This is a genomic window from Azospirillaceae bacterium, from assembly GCA_028283825.1.
GTDB lineage: Bacteria > Pseudomonadota > Alphaproteobacteria > Azospirillales > Azospirillaceae > Nitrospirillum.
The window spans coordinates 312486-330550 of sequence record JAPWJW010000004.1 but is presented as its reverse complement, the minus strand read 5'-3'; the positions used below and the strand labels follow the sequence as shown (position 1 = coordinate 330550).

The following is an 18065-nucleotide window of genomic DNA, read 5'->3' as shown; positions in this document are numbered from 1 at the left end:
CGCCCGGTCGCCCAGGCGGGGGTGTTTGCTTATACGCGCAGCCTTTGATCGTGACCGATCAAAGGCTCCTCAGACGCCGGGCGCCCACATCCCGTGGGCTTGGGCTTCCTCGATTTCCAGTCCGCTACGCTCCCCGCAAATCTCCGGCGGCCCCAGTCGGGGCCTACAGCGGCATGAAACAGGGTTGCATGCTGCCAGGATCATTTACACGGAGGTTGCCGCTTACTTCAGCGTCGCCAGATAGGCGATGACGTTGTCGCGGTCCGCCTGGACCGGCAGGCCGACGAACACCATCTTGGTGCCCGGCACTTCGGCGCGCGGGTTGGTCAGGTAGACGTCCAGTTCCGCGGCCGTCCAGGTCTTGTTGGCGGCCTTCATGGCGGCGGAATAGTCGAAGCCGGCGACGGTGGCCGACTTGCGGTCGACGACGGCGTGCAGGCTGGGGCCCACCTTGTTCACACCGGCGTCAGGTGAATGGCACACCGCGCATTTCTTGAAGACGATCTGGCCGGCGGCCGGGTCGCCTGCCGCCAGGGCCGTCCCGGCCGTCATGCCGGCGATGATCGTGGCGGCCGTCGCCGCCCAAAATCCGATACGTCGCACGTTACGTTCTCCTTCTCTCTGCCAGTCTTTGCTGTTCGTGATCGCCAAGAATTAAGGCGTGCCCGGTGATGCCTCGGGGGGAGGGATCGCCGTGGCTGGCGCCAGGGGCAGTCCGGCGGCGCGCCAGCCTTCGACGCCGTCCGGATACCAGATGATGTTGGTGTAGCCGTAGCCGGCCGCCCGTTTCGCGGCGTTCCAACTCATCCAACACTCTGGTTGGCAATAGAATATCAGCGTCCGGCCCTTGTCGCCTGTCGTCAATTCTGACAATTGCTGTCGGAACCAGGATTCGATAGCGGGGGCCAGGGCGCCGCGGCCGACCTCGGGCAGCCAGACACTGCCTGGCAGGTCGGTATGGGATAGCGGCATCCAGGGGGTGCCGGGACTCATGCCCGCCGGCCGGCGCGGGACCGGCAGCACGTCGATCAGGATGGCGTGGGTCTTTTCCCCCACCGGGCCGTCAGCCTGGCTGTCCAGCAGGGCGCGCAGTTCGGAAGTATGAAGCACTCGGCCACCGGCCACCGTGGCCGGCACCGGCGCGCGGTAATCGTCCAGGCGATAGCCAGGCGGCTCCGGCACCGTGTTGGACCCCGGATCAGCGGGCACGGTGCCAGCCAGCGCGCCGGTCGCCAATAACGGCAACAGGCAGGACGCCAGCGTTGCCGCCATGGTGACCGGGGCACGCTTCTTACGCGCGGCCTTTAATCGTAACCGATCAAAGGCCCCCTCAAGCGCCGGGCGCCAGCATCCGCTGGCTTGGCTGTCCTCGTTCCGCCCTGCGGTGCTCGCTCCGGGGCCGGCAGTCGCCGGCCTACAGCGGCACAAGTCGAGGTCTTGTACCGCTGGTATCATTTGCCGCCCGAAACCGCACCCGGCATGCTGGCCGGGATGGGCTTGTTCTGTTCATCCAGCAGGGGGATGCCGTAGTCGGCCAGCAGGCGTTCCACCTCCGGCTTGTGGCGTTGCAGGGCCTGGTCCACCGTGCGCCGCCATTCCGGCTCATTCGCCCGTACGCCCATGGCGATGCGGAAGTCCAGGCGGCCGCCTTCCGGGTCCAGGAATGCCGCCTTCAGCGGCAGCTTGTCCTGCTTGATGTAATAACCGGCGATGGGCCCCCACAGCAGGCCGACGTCGATCTTGTGGTCCACCAGATCCTGCAACATGGACCGCGCCGGCGATTCATACCGCGTGTCCACCGCCAGCGCGTAGGAGGTGGCGTGGTCCATCAGGTTATGGCGCAGCAGCAGGTCGGTGGGGGGGGTGGCGGCCACCAGTCCGAAACGCTTGTCGGCCAATGCCGGATCGCCTAGCGCGGTGGCGTTGATGCCGGAATCCGTCCGCGTCACGATCATATAGCCGCTGTGGTAATAGGCGTTTGTGTTGTCCATCAGCGGATCGCCCGCCACCGTGCCCATCACCAGGTCGCATTGCCGCGCCCGCAGCGTGTTGCGCACGAAACCCATGACCTGGGGGAACCAGACGTAGCTGACGGGCCGCTGCAGATCCTGGCCGATCAGGGCGGCGAGCTTGTTCTCGAGCCCCTCGCCCTTTTCATTGGAATAGGGCAGGTCGTTGGGGTCGGCGCAGATGCGCAGTTCGGTGCGGGAAACCAGTTCCGCCGTCTGTGCCCGCGCCATCTGCGGCATCAGGGCGAAAAGCGGGATCAGCGGCAGGGCCGCCAGGGCCAGGCGTATGCCTTTCATCGCTTGCCGGGCCATCAATCACCGATGCGCTGCGGCCGGCCGCGCCCCAGGACGCCGTCGGACCGGGCCTTCAGATAGGAATAGATGTCGTCCAGGTAATTGACCACGTCCTCGGTGGTGCCGAACGACGGCATGACGTTGCTGTTGGCGGTGTTCACGTTCTTGCGGCCGTTGATCACCGTCTCGGCGAAGGTGTCGTGGTCCATATGCTTCAGGCTGTCCGTCAGGTCCGGGGCATAGGAACTGCCGGCGCCATCAGGCCCGTGGCAGCGCATGCAGGCGTCGCCGTAGCGGCGATAACCGTTGTAGGTGCCCTTGTCGACCTTGCCGCCCTCGACCGTATAGGGCTTGGCTTCGGCGGCGACCTTGGTGACGGAAGGGGCGCTGCCGTTGCCGGCCTCCGCTGCGCGGGCCATGGGGGCGGCGGCGGGGATGAGCGGCGACAGGGCCAATGCGGCAACGGTGGCGGCCAGCGCCAGACATTTCGGCATCAGTCAGACCTCTTTGTTCGAACCGCCCCGGTTCCCGCGTCTGCGGTGTTGGCCGGGCGGCGGGGTAAAGAAACCCTGCCTGGGTGGGGGAACCCAGGCAGGGTGTCAGTGGAGGGAGAGGGGGTCAGGGCAGGGCGAAGACGGTCAGCACGCCGCCCAACTGCGTGTAGTTGGCCAACTGCTTGTAGGCGCCGACGGCACCCAGGCCTTCCTGGTCGCCACCCAGGCCGGCCGCCATGCCGATGCCGGCCCAGCCGCCCACGCCCGACAGCACGGCGATGTACTGCTTGCCGGCGTGCTCATACGTCGTGACGTTGCCGATGATGCCGGACGGCGTCTTGAACTTGTAAAGCTCCTTGCCGGTCTTCATATCGACCGCCTTCAGGTAGCCTTCCAGCGTGCCGTAGAAGGCGACGCCGCCCGCCGTGGTCAGGGCGCCCGACCAGACGGAGAAGGTTTCCTTGTTGCTCCACACGATCTTGCCGGCACTGGGATCCCAGGCGATGAAGTTGCCCAGGTGGCTTTCGCCCTTGGGCGGGTACATCGACAGGGTGGCGCCGACATAGGGCTGGCCGGCGGTGTAGGACACCTTGAACGGCTCATAATCCATGCAGACGTGGTTGGTCGGCACGTAGAACAGGCCGGTCTCCGGCGAGAACGAGGCCGGCTGCTGGTCCTTGCTGCCCAGGGCGGACGGGCAGATGTCCTTGGTGTTGTGGTCCTCGCCACCCGACTGGGTGCTGTACTTGGCCACCACCTCCGGCCGGCCGGTCTTCATGTCCACATGCGTGGCCCAGTTGACGGCGGGGTCGTACTTCTCCGCCACCAGCAGTTCGCCGGTCTCGCGGTTCATGGTGTAGGCGAAGCCGTTGCGGTCGAAGTGGACCAGCGCCTTGACGGGCGTGCCCTTCACCTTGATGTCGGCCAGGATCATCTCATTGACGCCGTCATAGTCCCATTCGTCATGGGGCGTCATCTGATAGACCCACTTGGCCATGCCGGTGTCGGCGTCGCGGGCGAAGATGGTCATGGACCATTTGTTGTCGCCCGGCCGCTGGCTAGGGTTCCAGGTCGAGGGGTTGCCCGACCCGTAATAGACAAGGTTCAGGGCGGGGTCATAGCTGAACCAACCCCAGACGGCACCGCCGCCGGTCTTCCACTGGTCGCCCTGCCAGGTGGACAGGGACGAATTGGCGCCCACCGGCTTGCCCAGGCTCAGGGTCTTCTGCGGATCGACCAGGATCTGGTCGTCCGGGCCGACCGAATAGGCCTTCCAGGCGACGGAACCGTCCTTCAGGTTCAGCGCCGTCATGCGGCCCTGCACACCGAATTCGCCGCCGCTGATGCCGACCAGCACCTTGTCCTTCACCACCAGGGGGGCGGAGGTCATGGTCTCGCCCTTCTTGGCGTCGCCGTTGGCGACCTTCCACAATTCCTTGCCGGTCTTGGCGTCCAGGGCCACCACGCTGGCGTCGGCCTGGTCCAGGATGATCTTGCCGTCACCATAGGCGACACCGCGGTTCACCGTGTCGCAGCACATGACCGGAATGACGCTGGGGTCCTGCTTGGGCTCATACTTCCACAGGATGCGGCCCTGGTTGTTCAGGTCCAGCGCGAACACCGTGTTGGGGAAGGGGGTGTGGACGTACATGATGTCGCCCACGATCAGCGGCCCGCCCTCATGCCCGCGCAGCACGCCGGTGGAGAAGGTCCACACCGGGCGCAGGTCCTTCACGTTGGCCGTGGTGATCTGCTTCAGCGTGCTGGTGCGCTGGTTGGCGTAATCGCCGGCCTGCATGACCCACTGCTTGGGGTCCTTGGACAGCTTGGAAAGTTCATCGTTGGCCAGCACCGATTGGCTGGACAACAGGCTGGCCGCCACCAAGGCCGACCAGGACAACAGAAGCTTTTTCCGCTGATTCATTATTCCCTCCCTGGGATTGGCCGGTAGGTCCGGCCGAATTTGGTGTCCGCCTGGCCGGCGGATGGGCGACGCTGGGGTGCCTGGCTTCAGGGCCGCCGGGTCACATGGGTCCCGAACCGACTGGGGATCGGTGCGGGTGGGCCGGCGGGCAGGCAAGTGCGAACGCGGGAAGGCGGCGTTGGTTCGCCGCCCATAATCTTATGTCGGGTCTATGGCCGAACCCTGTCTCTCGACCGCAAGCGGGCCTGGGGAACCCGCCTGGCGGCGACACGCCAGGGGCGCGACGATAGTCTCAGGACTGGGCCGTCACCTGAAACGTCACGCCAGATCGGCGCAGGCGTAGCAGTTGATTTCCATGCCCAGGGCGACTTCGGTGACGGTGGGCTTTTTCCAACGCATGGCTGTCTCCTCCGTGTTCATTTTTTAAAAAAGGATAGGCCGGTCAGGGTCTTTTTCCACCCCCGTTCCCCATCCGCCGACGGGAACTGAGGGGGTGATCCGCCGGGACCATGTTCAAGAACTGGGGCGACCGTCAAACTGCCGTTTCTGAAGCGGAGGGTGGCGGCGCCCGCGTTGTTTTTGAAGCTGGTCTTGGCTGATTTTGACCCGGCCCGATCCAAACCTTACAGGCGGTCCCGGGATTATCCACAGAACCTTGCCGGCCACGTCCCTTCCCTTGGTACATCCCGTTGAAACGGTGGGGGGAAGGGTACGCGGTTCAGCATGGGGGCCATCTTCAAGAAGCCCGTCCCAGGTGCCAATTGTACTTTGGTACAAGGGTAAATCCTGCAGCCATGGTGCGCGGCCTTCAGGGCTGAGTGTACACGTTCCCATCCCTGAATAATCTTTTATTATCAATATAATGATGGTCTATGTCCAAGGTTAGGGGCGTGGCACGCCAAACGGGTGCGGTGGAATCTTCCACAATCTTCACGCCTAACCCTCTCAGGTACTAGCCCAGGCGGATAAGATCGCATATCGTCGGGGTGAGGAAACGCCTAACGACAATCGCCCGTAAACGAGGCGACGCATGACGCAAATAATCATTGCCGACGATCACCCCATGGTCCGGGGCGCGCTGGCGCTCGCCGTGGAATCCGCCTTCGACCAGGCGGAAATCCTTGAATGCGCCCATCTCGGGGCCGTAATGCAGCTGCTGGGGGAGATTGGGATGGCCGATCTTCTTCTGCTGGATCTGCGCATGCCCGGGGTGGACGGCTTCGAAGGGCTGCTGCGGGTCCGCACCCAATTCCCGGCCACGCCGGTGGTGGTGATCTCCGCGCTGGAGGACGCCCGCCTGGTGCGGGAGGCCCTGGCCCTGGGTGCCGTGGGTTTCATCCCCAAATCCACCCCCCGGCAGGAAATCATCGCGGCCCTGGCCCTGGTGGCCGGCGGCGGCATCTACCAGCCGGAGAATCTGCCGGAGTCGGCACCCGCCGCGGACGGGAAAGGCCAGCGGGCGGACGACGATTTCCTGCAACGGGTGCTGACCCTGACGCCGCAGCAGCGCCGCGTGCTGCAGTTGCTGGGCACCGGCAAGCTGAACAAGGAAATCGCCTACGACCTGGACATCGCCGAGACGACGGTGAAGGCCCACGTGTCCAGCATCCTGCACAAGCTGCGGGTCTACAGCCGCACCCAGGCGGTGGTCATGGCCGGCCGCCTGCACCTGGACAGCTTCGCCGACGTGGTCGAGGGGTAAAGGGTCAGTCGCGCGCCTGATAATATGCCAGCAGGCGGGGGCACAGGCGTGCCACCTCGGCCTCCACTTCCGGGGTGCGCGGCTTGTCCCGGTACTTTGTCGCTGACGCCCTTGCCCTGGGCGTTGCCGAACACCACCGTCATGGTGTCTTGCAGGACGGGCTCCGCGTCCCACAGGGTGCCCAGCAGATCATTGTAGTCGCGGCGGAAGGTGTAGTTCTCCTCGCCGATGGGCCAGCCCAGGTCGGCCAGCACCTGGTGCACGGCCGGCGACCGGGCCACGAAATCCTCGTAATGCACGACGGCGTCGTACTGGTGCCGGTCGGCGAAAATCTGGTCCAGCAGTTCGAACTTCTCGTCCATCAGGCCGGAATGGTGACGATAGTTCTTGTCGGCCAGGCTAACGTAATTGTCGCGCGGATCGCGCAGCAGCAGGATGGTGCGGTCGGGGCGGAAGCGCGCCACATGCTCCGCCAGGGTATAGGCGGTGGTCACCACCACCTTGGCCACGAAGTCGGCCGTGGTCGTCACCCGCGGGGCGGCGAAGTTGTTGGCGATGTCCACCATGGCCAGGCAGCCCGGCCGCTCCGCCAGCGCGCGGGTGAAGGCGGTGGCGCCGCTGGACTGCATGCCGTGGATCAACAGACGCATGGGCTCAGGCTTTCGTCGCGGGCGGGACCAGCCAATCGTGGGTCAGTTCCGCCGTGATGAAGACATACCGCCGGGTGTGCGGCGTGGGATGGCGGATGCCGACGCCGTGCAGCGCGTCAATGTTCTGTGGGAAGATCACCAGCCGGTTGGCGGCATAGGGCACGGTGGCCGCCACCTCCACCGCCTCTTCCGGCAGCTCATAGGTATCCGCCCGGCGGGTGGCACCGGGGCGCCAGCGGTACAGCAGCAGGTCGCCGCCCACGGCGTCATCCTCCGGCGTCCGCAGATAGAACAGGCAGGAGAACAGCCGGTTGGGCGTGTCCAGGTGGGCCCTGCGCGACGATGACGGCCGGCCGCGCACCGGCGTGTTGATCTCCATGCGCGCGTCCTGAATGATGCGGTGGTCGCCCTGGTCCGTCAGGCTGCGCCGCCCGGTGTCATGGCCGGTGATGCGGCCGTCCAGGGCGGCCAGCATGGCCGGATCCCAATGCCCGTCGAACAATGCGGCCACCTCGGCCAGGAAATCCGGCCCGCTGTGCCGTTCCACGAAATCCTTCCACACCTCCGGCAGGTCGGGCGCGTCCAGGATCATCCGTGCCGACAGCTCAAACCGCCGGTTGTTGGGCATGTCCTCCGGCCCGCAGTCCCAGCCCATGCGCTGGAACGGCGGAAAGCCAGCGCTCAAGGCCTCATACAGCCCGGCCTCCATGGGCCGGTCGGCCACGATGTGGGGAAAGGGATCGGTGCGGATGTCCGCGGCGCTGAGGCCGGCCAACAGGGAACGCATGGAACTGCCGGAACCCCCCTTACCCGGTGGTCGATCTTGCCGGTTGGGGATATCGCTGGTTGTGGGCGGGTGTCAATCCGGACTGTCAGGGGTGGGGCTTTTGGCCTACGGTGGGATCGGCTTGGTTACGGGGGCATGCAATGTCTACTGATGATGAAAGGGGGCCGCCGGTCGCTCGTGATGACCGCGATGACGTCGGGCTGCCGTTGCGAGAGCGCTTTGCCGCGTTCCGCGCCCGCAATCCCCTGCCGGCCGCCACGGGACTGGCGGCGGACAAGGCCTTCTTCGATGATCTTTGCGATGACCTGTAGGGACGGGTTTCCCTATCCCAATATCCCCGACAGCAGCGACCGCAGCTGCGCCGGGTTCAGGGGCTTCTTCAGCATCCAATAGCGCTTCTGCTTCACCTGGGCCTCGACCTCGGGGCCGTGATCGGCGGTGATGATGATGGCGGGCGGGGCGGTGCCGCCGTCCGCACTCATGGTGCGGCGCAGGCGGGCGACCTCTTCGGGGCCGGTGCGGCCGTCACCCAGATGATAATCGGCGATGATGACGTCGGGCGGCCGGGGCAGGCGGGACAGGATGCCCAGCGCCTCCTCCCCCGTGGCGGCCACCAGCGCCTCGCATCCCCAGGTGGACAGCAGGGCCTGCATGCCCATCAGCACGCTGGGCTCGTCATCGATCACCAGGGCCAGGGTATCGTCCAGGCGGCGGGCGGCGCCATTGCCGGCCACGCGGCGCGGGGTGGTGGACGCGGTCTTGGCGCCCAGCGGCACCTCCACCGAAAACACCGACCCGCGTCCCACCAGGGACCGCGTCTCCACCTTCAAATCCAGTACCTTGGCTACGCGGCGCACGATGGCCAGGCCCAGGCCCATGCCGCGCCCGCGCCGCTTCTCGCCATCCGCCGCCGGGCCGGCCAGCATGGGGCCCCGGTGCAACTGGTGGAATTCCTTGAAGATTTCATCCAGCTGGTCGGCCGGGATGCCGGGGCCGCTGTCCCACACCTCGATGCGCAGGGCATCGCCCCGCCGGCGGCAGCCCAGCAGCACGGTGCCCGTCTGGGTGTAGCGCACGGCGTTGGACAGGAAGTTCTGCACGATGCTGCGCAGCAGGCGGATGTCGCTGCGCACCACGGCGCGGGACGGCACGTAGCGCAGGGCCAGCCCCTGCTCGCGCGCCAGCACCTCATGCTCGGTGGACAAGGGGCCCAGCAGGCTGCCGATGGGGAAGTCCACGATCTCCGCCGACACCGCCCCCGCATCCAGCTTGGAGATGTCCAGCAGGGCGTCCAGCAGGCCCTCGACCGCGCACAGCGAGATGTCGATGTTGTCGATCAGCGACCGGTTCTTGGGCCCATGTTCCAGTTCCGCCAGGGCCGACACGAACAGCCGGGCGGAATTCAGCGGCTGCAGCAGGTCGTGGCTGGCGGCGGCCAGGAACTTGGTCTTGGACAGGTTGGCCTGTTCCGCCTCCACCTTGGCGGATTGCAGGGCGCGCTCCACCTCCCGCCGTTCGGCGATCTCCTGCTGCAACTGGCCGTTCAGGGCGGTCAGCGCCGCGGTGCGTTCGCCCACCCGGCGTTCCAGGGTCTCGTTCGCCTCCTTGATCGCGGCCTCCGCCCGGCGCCGCTCCGTCACGTCCTGCATCAGGGTGAACAGGCCCAGCACGGCGGGGCCACCGCCCGGCTGGGGCAGGCCCAGATGGGGCACGAAGGTGACGTGGGTGTAGCGGGGGCCGCTGTCGGCGTCGTCGCCCGGCAGTTCCACCTCGAAGGCCACCGACTGGCCGGTCAGGGCGTGGTGGATGTGGGGCTGGCAGCGCTCATAGAAGTCGCGCGCCATCACCGTGCGCATGGGCCGGCCCAGGATGGCGGTTTCCGGCCGTTTCACCCACTGGCGATAGGGCGCGTTGACGAACTGATAGCGCTCATCCGCGTCGGCATAGGCGATCAGGGCCGGCATGGCGTCCGTCACCAGGCGGATGCGCCGCTCGCTGTCGCGCAGCGCCTCTTCATTGCGCTTGCGTTCGGTGATGTCGGTGAAGGTCAGGACGAAGCCGCCGTCCGGCATGGGGTTGCGCTCGATATCCAGCACGCGGCCGTTGAACCATGCCTGTTCCAGGCGCAGGGGCACGGGGTCGCTTTCCGGGTCCAGGAAGCGCGGCTCCACGATGCCGTGAGGGGCCAGGCTGTCGTTGAAGCGCTGGAAGTCGGCGAACACCGCCCCCCGGCGCACGCAGCGCGGCGACAGGTCCAGCAGGCGCACGAATTCATTGTTCCAGGCCACCAGCGCCTGCTGCGCGTCATAGACGGCGACACCCTGGAAGATGTTGTCCAAGGTGGCCTGCAGCAGGGTGGTCTTCCTGGCCAATGCGGCCTGCCACTGCTGCGTCTCACGCCGTTTCAGGGCGGTGATGTCGGTGTAGATGGCGACCACGCCGCCGTCGTTGGTGCGCTTCTCGTTGATCTGCATCCAGCGGCCGTCGCTCAGCGCGTGGATGCTGGGGCCCTGGCATTCGGCGTGCTGGCGCAGGCGGCGGCGCACCCAGCCGTCCGGGTCGCGGTAGGCGTCCATCACGCTCTTGCGCTGGACCGCCAGGTGCAGCATGTCGGCGAAAGACATGCCGGGGTGCACGTCGCCGGCCATGCCGGGCCAGAAGGTCAGGTAATCCTGGTTGAACAGCACCAGCTTGTCGGCCGGATCGAACAGGGCGAAGCCGCCGCTGACCGCCTCGATGGCGGTGAACAGGCGCAGGCGGGCGGTCTCCGCCTGTTCCCGCGCGCTGGCGGCCTCGTAATACGACCGCTCCAGATCCACCAGCGCGCCTTCCAGCGACTGGGTGCGCGACCGCACCTGCGCCTCCAGCGAAATGGCCGTCTGGAACAGGGAAAAGGCGGAGCCCTGGCCGTCGACATGCAATTCCACCCGGTCCATCAGGGACTGGTTGATGCGGGTCAGCTTGGCCACCTGCCGTTCCAGTTCGGCGATGCGGCGCCCGGCTTCCGTGGCGGCATCCTCCGAAATGGCGGGCAGGGGCTGGGGCACGATCATGCCGCACCGATGGCGACGCCGGTGAAGGTCTGGTTGACGTGCATGGACATGTACTGTTCGCCATAGGTGCAGAAGCCCGTCACCCGGTGGGCGACGAACAGGTCCGAGACCGCGGCCTTCAGGTTGCGTTGTTCGGTTTCCAGGTTCCGCAGCACGCAGTCGAACCCCACGATGGTTTCCGGCCGCCCGATCTCCCGCTCCAGGCGGCGGAACAGCTCGTGCAGATTTTCCACGATATCGATGCCGCGCGCCACCGTCAGCACCAACCCTTCATCAATGGCGCACAGGAAGGTCAGGCTGTTGTCCGGGTTCACCTTCTGGATGGCGCGGACGTGGTACTGCCCGCCCACCCGCACCACCACCGGATGGGCGGCGAAGATCTTCGGGGTCAGCGGCTCATTCGTCAGGCCCAGCAGGCGGGCGTATTCCTGGGCGGCGGGTTCGGCGTTGATCTCGAACACCGTGCGCGACTCCAGGTCGGCGCCCGTCACCACCATCTTGTGCGCCGTGGGCACGAAATGCTCCGTCTTGAAGACGGAAAAGCGCCGGCGCGAGGTGACCAGCAGCAGGATGGCGGCGTCGCCGACGAAGCGCCCGCCATGCAGGATGAAGGTGGATTTGAAATCCAGCCCGTCGCCGGCCGATCCGCCGATCAGCGACAGGCCGGCCAGCGCGTTGCCCAGCGCGCTGACCAGCTGTTCTTCGCGCGTCGACAGGCCGTCCACCAGCAACAGGCCGAATCCCGGCCGCCCCTGCGCCTCCACATGGCGTTGGGTCACCAGCTGGTGGGTGCGCTCGATGGTCTCGGCGATCTGGAAACGGCTCAAACCCTCGAACAGGGCGGTGTGGACCATGAAGTCGTCGGCGGGGAAACTGACGCCGCTGAGGCCGCCGCTGATATAGCCGAAGGGCGTGATCTCCCCCGCCGTGGTGCAGCCGAAGACCGGCGTGTCGCCGAAGGCCTCGGCCAGGGCGGCCAGCATTTCCGTCCGGTCATAGGCGGGGGAACAGAAGACCAGGACGAAGGCCAGCTCGCCGCCGCCGATCTGGCCGTGCAGCTCCGCCACCGCCGCCCGCGCGTCCGCCTTGTTCGACCCGCCCCGGCGCACCGGCGTGCGGGGGCCCGCCGCGCGGCCGGCCTGGCGTGGGGTGGCGACCCCGCCGAATGTGGGGGAAAACGGCAGGGGGGCGAGGGGTGCGGGCGGGGGCGGAAGGGCGGGGCCAGGCCGAGTTTTCATGGGTCCATCCGGGCGTCCGTCCGGCGGCTGCGTTGCCGCATGGCGGATCCACGTCCATGATTTCATGGGATAAGCCAAAGCCTGCGCAAGCCGTGCCGGGCCCGCAACGGTTCTTTAGTTCTATTGCGCGACCAAGGCAAAGGACTTCAAGTGTGAAATTAAGGCGGGGCCCGGAAAGACTCCGCCAAACAGCAGGGAAATCATCGGCGCGCGGAAACTTCCGCCCTGTGGCTTCTATTGCCATGATCATAAGCCGGTACCCTGCGAATATAAGCCGGGAGGAAACAAGAATGAAGTCCATGCGGATGGCTTTGTTTCTGGGCGTGACGGCGATCAGCGGGCTGGCGTGTCTGCCGGCCAACATCGCAAAAGCGGATACGACGGACGATTTGCTGGCCAAGCTGCTGGCGAAGGGCATCCTGTCCCAGCAGGAATACGACCAGCTGAAACAGCGCAAGGCGGTGGAAGCACCGCCCCCACCCCCGCCGGCGGCCGTGGCCAGCGCCGCGGCGGCGGCCACCGCGGCGACGGCGCCGCCCGACCCCACCATCGTGCGCATGACGGACAAGGGCATCGGCGTCCATGTCGGTCCGGTCGATGTCACCCTGTCGGGTGAAATCAACGGCTTCTACGTCCATGACAGCCCGGACAGCGTGGCGCCCAACCATGTCGTCGCCGGCGGCCTGGCCGCGGTGGGCAGCAGCGACAACTCCTCCATCCGCAACGGTCTGTTGCCCGGCAACTTCGCCGTGGAACTGAAGACCCAGCAGGAAGGGTTGGATATCGTCGCCCACTTCGGCATGTATCCGGGCCTGAACAGCGTGACGGGCGCCGGCAGCGCCAATTCCGGTGGTGCGACCCGGGCCCTGGCCACCTCCGGCATCGACTTCCGCCAGCAGTACCTGACGGTGGGCAACGCCAACATCGGCACGTTCAAGGTGGGCCGCGACATCGGCCTGTTCGGCCAGCAGGCCATCCTGAACGACTTCACCCTGTTCGGCGTGGGGTCCACCGGCGGCAACGTGGCGCCGTCCAACACCTCCCTGGGCCGTATCGGCATCGGCTATGTCTACACCGACTGGCTGCCGCAGATCAGCTACACCACGCCCAAGTTCGGCGGACTGACGGCCACGGTCGGCATCTTCCAGCCGCTGGACGCCTTCAACTTCTCCGGATTGTCCGGCACGCTGTCGGCCCACGACGATCCGCAAATCCAGGCGGGCCTGAACTTTGAACTGCCGGCCGACGCCAGCAGCCTGGTGAAGGCGCAGTTGTGGACCAACGTCGTGACGCAAGACCTGAAGAGCGTCTCGTCGACCGAGGCCCTGGCCCAGGGCCACAGCGTCAGCGGCACGGGCTGGGACTTCGGCGCCAAGGTGGACATCGCCGACGCCGAATTGGTGGCCTACGGCTATCTGGGCGATGGGTTGGGCACCACCGGCCTGTTCTTCGACGCCGTCAGCGCCACCGGCCAGAAACGCGGATCGGACGGCTATTACGTCCAGGGCAGCTACACCTTCTTCAAGCGGCTCACCCTGTCCGGCAGTTATGGCTTGAGCCGCCTGGACCTGGCATCGGGTGAGGTCAATCCCCTGCTGGTTAAGACCAACGAGTCCTGGGCCGCCGGCTGCAAGTACAAGCTAACCAGTTGGGTTAACCTTATCTGCGAATACGCACATACAACCGCCACGGCCCATGGCGGGAACAAGGCGCAAGAGGATACAATCGCAGCGGGCGCCATTGCCTTCTTCTGACGGGCGCCCATGCCTATATGGTTTGGGAACCCGTGCGGACTGCGGCCGCATGGACGGGGGCGTGAGCGTCAAGGCCATGCGGTCGGCACTCACGCCCGCCTCGGGGACAGCCGTCCGGCTGGCCCCGTCGTGGCGGACGGAGGAGCAGGAGGATGAGCAAAGCCTACGCCAGCGCCGTTCTGGATGCGCCTGTGGATGTGGTCTGGGAAGTGGTCGGCGATTTCTTGGGCATCGACAAGTGGATGTCGGGTATCGGCGTGTGTGAACGGATTGGCGATGTGCCCAACAATACCGTCGGCTGTGTCCGGCGCCTGGTGTTCAGCCGGGACGGGGCCACGGTGGTGCAGCGGCTGCTGTCGCGGGATGTGGAACGAATGACGTTCAGCTACACCCTGGCGGACACCAACCTGGGGTTTTCGGACTATGTGGCGCGGGTGCGCGTGGTGCCGGTGACCACCACCGACCAGACCTTCATCGAATGGGCCGGCCAGGTCGGCCTGGTGGAGGATGAGGCGGGGGAGGAACAACGGGCCATCATGCGTGAGGCCTACTCCATCGGTCTGTCGGACCTGGCGGCGACGCTGAAGGCCCGCAAGGAACAAGCGGCGGGGTCAAAGTCTTAAGGATGAATGTGCCGCTCAATCGGGTGCCCCACCTTGACGGCAAGGCGTTTTAGAATTATTTTAAATATAGGAACGGGCCTCTGCCCGATTCCGAAAAACCGGAGGAAATGTTATGAGCTGGAAGACTCCGAAGATCGTTGAAATCGCGCTGGGCATGGAAATCAACTGCTACGCCTGCGCTGACGTAAAATAATCAATTCAACGACTAAGGGGCCGCTGTGGGCTTCGGTCCTTGGTGGTTGAGGCTAGCGGTGGCCCCTTTGCCTTGGCGTACTGCCTGAAAACCATGCATATCATTGTCCTCGGCGCGGCGGCCGGCGGCGGGTTCCCGCAATGGAATTCCCACGCTGTGGCCTGTCGGCGGGCGCGTGCCGGCGATCCGGCGGTGCGGCCCCGCACCCAAGCCTCGCTGGCGGTTAGCCACGACGGCCGGCGGTGGTTCCTGCTGAACGCGTCGCCCGACCTGCGTGAACAGATCGCGGCGACACCGGCCCTGCATCCCAACCATGGCCAACGGTCCACCCCCATTGCCGGTGTGGTGCTGAGCGGCGGCGACGTGGATGTCATCGCCGGCCTGTTGAGTCTGCGCGAACGGCAGCCCTTCACCGTGCATGCCACCGCGCGCACCCTGGGCATCCTGGACGCCAACCCGATTTTCGAGGTGCTGGCGCGTGACGTCGTGGCGCGCAGCCCCCTGGCCCTGAACGAACGCGTACCGCTGACCGGTGGTGGTTTCGCCACGGAAATGGGCGGCCTGTGGGTGGAACTGTTCCCCGTGCCGGGCAAGGTGCCCCTGTACCTTGAAGGCGACCTTCAACCCGGCGACGCCCCGCCGATCACGGAGGGGGAGGACACGGTGGGTGTCGCCATCGACGACGGCCACCACTGCCTCTTCTTCATTCCCGGCTGTGCTGAGATGACACCGGCCCTGGCCGACCGCCTGCGCGGTGCCGATTTGGTGTTTTTCGACGGCACGCTTTATACCGATACCGAAATGATCAAGGCGGGCCTTGGGGCGAAAACCGGCCTGCGCATGGGACACATGAGCGTGGACGCCACGTTGAGGGCCTTCAACGGTTTGGACGTGCGTCGCCGCATCTTCATCCACATCAACAACTCCAACCCCATCCTGATGGACGACAGCTTGGAACGCCAGGCGGTGGACCGGGCGGGATGGGAGGTGGCCTACGACGGAATGGACATCACCCTATGACCGCAGCCGTGCACGCCCTGAACCCGACCCCCGCCATTGACGAACCGCTGTCGCCTGACGCGCTGGAGGCGGCGCTGCGCCAGGTGGGCGCCACGCGCTATCACAACCTGCACCCCTTCCATAAGCTGCTGCACAGCGGCGCCCTGGACCGGGGGCAGGTGCAAGCCTGGGCACTGAACCGCTATTATTATCAAAGCCGTATCCCGGCGAAGGACGCCGTGCTGCTGTCCCGCCTGCCCACGCCCGACCTGCGCCGCCTGTGGCGCAGCCGGATTGAGGATCACGACGGTTTCCCCGGTGCCGATACGCCCGCCAATGGCGGCATTGAGCGCTGGTTGCGGCTGGCCACCGGCGTGGGCCTGGACCGCGACTATGTGGAATCCACCGCCGGCATCCTGCCGGCCACCCGCTACGCCGTGGACGCCTATGTCGCCCTGGTGCGCGACCGGTCGGTGCTGGAGGCCATCGCCTCCTCGCTGACGGAGATGTTCTCCCCCACCATCATCGCCGAGCGCGTGTCCGGCATGCTGGCCAACTACGACTTCATCACCCAGGAAACGCTGGCCTATTTCACGCCGCGCCTGACCCAGGCGCCGCGCGACGTGGACTTCGCCCTGGCGTATGTGAAGCAGCATGCCCGCACGCTGGAACAGCAGCAGGCCGCCATCGCCGCGCTGACGGAGAAGTGCAACATCCTGTGGGCACAGCTGGATGCCCTGCACTTCGCCTATGTCGAGCCCGGCTACATCCCGCCCGGCGCCTTCGTGCCGGAAGGACGCTAGGCGATGGCCGAAGAAGGCGACATGATCGTCGATACGGTGGGTGAGGCGGCCGTCCCGGCCTTTGCCCGGGGTGTGAAGTTCCGCTTTGACACCACCCGTCAAAGCTGGATCGTTCTGGCACCGGAACGATTGTTCCTGCCGGATGAGCCGGCGACGGAGATCCTGAAGCTGGTGGATGGCCAGCGCAGCCTGGGCGCCATCATCGATGACCTGGCCGCGCGTTTTGGGGTGCCCCGCGAGGAGATGGCGGGCGATGTCCGCACCATGCTGCGCGACCTGGCCGACAAGGGGGCCGTCACCCTATGACCCACCTGTCCTCCCCTCCTGACAGGACGCGCGCGGTAGAGGCCCCGATGGGCCTGCTGGTGGAACTGACCCACCGCTGCCCCTTGCGCTGCCCCTACTGCTCCAACCCGGTGGAATTGCAGCGGGCGGGGGAGGAATTGGACACCGCCACCTGGAAACGCGTCCTGGATGAGGCGGCGGCCCTGGGCATCCTGCAACTGCATTTTTCAGGCGGGGAGCCGACGGCGCGCAAGGACCTGCCGGAACTGGTGCGCCATGCCGCCGGGCTGGGCCTGTACAGCAACCTCATCACCTCCGGCGTGCTGCTCGACCGGGCGTCATTGGCCGTGCTGGCCGATGCCGGCCTGGACCATGTGCAGCTGAGTTTCCAGGACGTGGAAACCGAAAGTGCGGAGCGCATCGGCGGCATGCCGGGCGCGCAGGCGCGCAAGCTGGTGCTGGCCCGCCTGGTGACGGATGCCGGCCTGCCCCTGACCCTGAACTTCGTCGTTCATCGCCAGAACCTGGAACGCCTGCCACAGATGATAGCGCTGGGCCTGGAACTGGGTGCCGGCCGCATCGAGGTGGCGCACGTCCAGTATTATGGCTGGAGCCTGATGAACCGCGACGCCCTGCTGCCCAGCCGGGACCAGCTGACGGCGGCGACCCAGGTGGTGGAGGCGGCGCGGGCGCGGCTGAAAGGCCGGATGGTGATCGATTATGTGCCGCCGGATTATTACGCCGCCCGGCCCAAGGCCTGCATGGGCGGCTGGGCCCGGCGCTTCATGAACGTCTCGCCCTCCGGCAAGGCGCTGCCCTGCCACGCGGCGGAGACCCTACCGGGTTTCGACTGGCCGTCCGTCGCCACCGGCAGCCTGGCGGCGGCCTGGTACGACAGCGAGGCGTTCAACCGCTATCGCGGCACGGCCTGGATGCCGGAACCCTGCCAGTCCTGCGACCGGAAGGAAGTGGACTGGGGCGGTTGCCGCTGCCAGGCCTTCGCCCTGACCGGTGATGCCGGCCGTGTCGACCCGGCCTGCGCCCTGTCGCCCGATCACGGCGTCATGCTGGCGGCTGTGGCCAACCGGGGTGAGGCGCCGGCCGAGTTTGTCTATCGCCAATACGCCACCCAGGCGGGCCAAGCCGGGAAGCGGGAGAAGGTGACGGCGGGGGAGGCATGGCCCGCCGACGCCTGATCCGGGTCTGTCTGTTCCTGTGGGCGGTCGTGGCCTGGTGCCCGTTGCCTGCCGTTTGGGC

The 18065-nt window shown here is 66.4% G+C and carries 17 protein-coding genes; 8 read left to right on the top strand and 9 right to left on the bottom strand.

Going from position 1 to position 18065, the window contains the following annotated elements; all coding sequences use genetic code 11:
* Nucleotides 1–222: 222 nt before the first annotated feature.
* The 5 genes from PW843_25630 to PW843_25610 all read right to left on the bottom strand — a co-directional run bounded on the left by PW843_25630 (nucleotide 223) and on the right by PW843_25610 (nucleotide 4721).
* Nucleotides 223–603: a cytochrome c family protein gene (locus PW843_25630; protein ID MDE1149947.1), complete on the bottom strand. Its 381-nt coding sequence runs from the start codon at nucleotides 601–603 to the stop codon at nucleotides 223–225.
* A gap of 51 nt (nucleotides 604–654) precedes the next feature.
* A complete protein-coding gene (locus PW843_25625; GenBank protein ID MDE1149946.1) occupies nucleotides 655–1272 on the bottom strand; it encodes a PQQ-dependent catabolism-associated CXXCW motif protein in 618 nt (205 codons plus the stop codon).
* A 179-nt stretch (nucleotides 1273–1451) separates the two neighbouring features.
* Nucleotides 1452–2306: a substrate-binding domain-containing protein gene (locus tag PW843_25620; protein ID MDE1149945.1), complete on the bottom strand. Its 855-nt coding sequence runs from the start codon at nucleotides 2304–2306 to the stop codon at nucleotides 1452–1454.
* Between the two features lie 14 nt (nucleotides 2307–2320).
* Entirely contained in the window at nucleotides 2321–2797 is a 477-nt protein-coding gene (locus PW843_25615) for a cytochrome c (protein ID MDE1149944.1), read from the bottom strand.
* 124 nt (nucleotides 2798–2921) lie between these two features.
* Entirely contained in the window at nucleotides 2922–4721 is a 1800-nt protein-coding gene (locus tag PW843_25610) for a methanol/ethanol family PQQ-dependent dehydrogenase (protein MDE1149943.1), read from the bottom strand.
* Nucleotides 4722–5751: 1030 nt separating this feature from the next.
* Between PW843_25610 and PW843_25605 the strand changes: the two genes are divergently transcribed.
* Complete coding sequence (locus tag PW843_25605) at nucleotides 5752–6423, top strand: response regulator transcription factor (protein MDE1149942.1); 672 nt, start codon at nucleotides 5752–5754, stop codon at nucleotides 6421–6423.
* Here PW843_25605 and PW843_25600 read toward each other — a convergent pair.
* The gene (locus PW843_25600; protein ID MDE1149941.1) at nucleotides 6348–7073 is read right to left on the bottom strand and encodes a hypothetical protein; all 726 of its coding nucleotides are present in this window, start codon (nucleotides 7071–7073) and stop codon (nucleotides 6348–6350) included. The two genes, PW843_25605 and PW843_25600, sit on opposite strands and share 76 nt — an antisense overlap.
* A 4-nt stretch (nucleotides 7074–7077) precedes the next feature.
* On the bottom strand, nucleotides 7078–7860 hold the full coding sequence (locus PW843_25595; protein ID MDE1149940.1) for a 2OG-Fe(II) oxygenase: 783 nt from the start codon (nucleotides 7858–7860) through the stop codon (nucleotides 7078–7080).
* Nucleotides 7861–8000: 140 nt separating this feature from the next.
* Between PW843_25595 and PW843_25590 the strand changes: the two genes are divergently transcribed.
* The gene (locus tag PW843_25590; GenBank protein ID MDE1149939.1) at nucleotides 8001–8171 is read left to right on the top strand and encodes a hypothetical protein; all 171 of its coding nucleotides are present in this window, start codon (nucleotides 8001–8003) and stop codon (nucleotides 8169–8171) included.
* A 12-nt stretch (nucleotides 8172–8183) separates the two neighbouring features.
* Here the strand turns inward: PW843_25590 and PW843_25585 are convergent, their stop codons facing one another.
* Together PW843_25585 and PW843_25580 are read right to left on the bottom strand one after the other, a co-directional pair.
* Complete coding sequence (locus PW843_25585; protein MDE1149938.1) at nucleotides 8184–10913, bottom strand: PAS-domain containing protein; 2730 nt, start codon at nucleotides 10911–10913, stop codon at nucleotides 8184–8186.
* Nucleotides 10910–12151 carry an FIST N-terminal domain-containing protein gene (locus PW843_25580; protein MDE1149937.1) on the bottom strand — a complete coding sequence of 414 codons (1242 nt, stop codon included), beginning with the start codon at nucleotides 12149–12151 and terminating at the stop codon, nucleotides 10910–10912. Before PW843_25580 ends, PW843_25585 begins: the two co-directional genes overlap by 4 nt.
* Before the next feature lie 305 nt (nucleotides 12152–12456).
* On the opposite strand from PW843_25580, the gene PW843_25575 reads away from it, so the two are divergent.
* The 6 genes from PW843_25575 (at nucleotide 12457) to pqqE (ending at nucleotide 18004) form a co-directional block, all read left to right on the top strand.
* The gene (locus PW843_25575; GenBank protein MDE1149936.1) at nucleotides 12457–13905 is read left to right on the top strand and encodes a porin; all 1449 of its coding nucleotides are present in this window, start codon (nucleotides 12457–12459) and stop codon (nucleotides 13903–13905) included.
* A 152-nt stretch (nucleotides 13906–14057) separates the two neighbouring features.
* The gene (locus PW843_25570) at nucleotides 14058–14528 is read left to right on the top strand and encodes an SRPBCC family protein (GenBank protein ID MDE1149935.1); all 471 of its coding nucleotides are present in this window, start codon (nucleotides 14058–14060) and stop codon (nucleotides 14526–14528) included.
* 286 nt (nucleotides 14529–14814) lie between these two features.
* Complete coding sequence (pqqB, locus tag PW843_25565; protein MDE1149934.1) at nucleotides 14815–15741, top strand: pyrroloquinoline quinone biosynthesis protein PqqB; 927 nt, start codon at nucleotides 14815–14817, stop codon at nucleotides 15739–15741.
* Nucleotides 15742–15776: 35 nt separating this feature from the next.
* Nucleotides 15777–16523: a pyrroloquinoline-quinone synthase PqqC gene (gene pqqC, locus PW843_25560; GenBank protein ID MDE1149933.1), complete on the top strand. Its 747-nt coding sequence runs from the start codon at nucleotides 15777–15779 to the stop codon at nucleotides 16521–16523.
* 3 nt (nucleotides 16524–16526) lie between these two features.
* On the top strand, nucleotides 16527–16829 hold the full coding sequence (gene pqqD, locus PW843_25555) for a pyrroloquinoline quinone biosynthesis peptide chaperone PqqD (GenBank protein ID MDE1149932.1): 303 nt from the start codon (nucleotides 16527–16529) through the stop codon (nucleotides 16827–16829).
* Nucleotides 16826–18004 carry a pyrroloquinoline quinone biosynthesis protein PqqE gene (gene pqqE / locus PW843_25550; GenBank protein ID MDE1149931.1) on the top strand — a complete coding sequence of 393 codons (1179 nt, stop codon included), beginning with the start codon at nucleotides 16826–16828 and terminating at the stop codon, nucleotides 18002–18004. Before pqqD ends, pqqE begins: the two co-directional genes overlap by 4 nt.
* Nucleotides 18005–18065 lie beyond the last annotated feature (61 nt).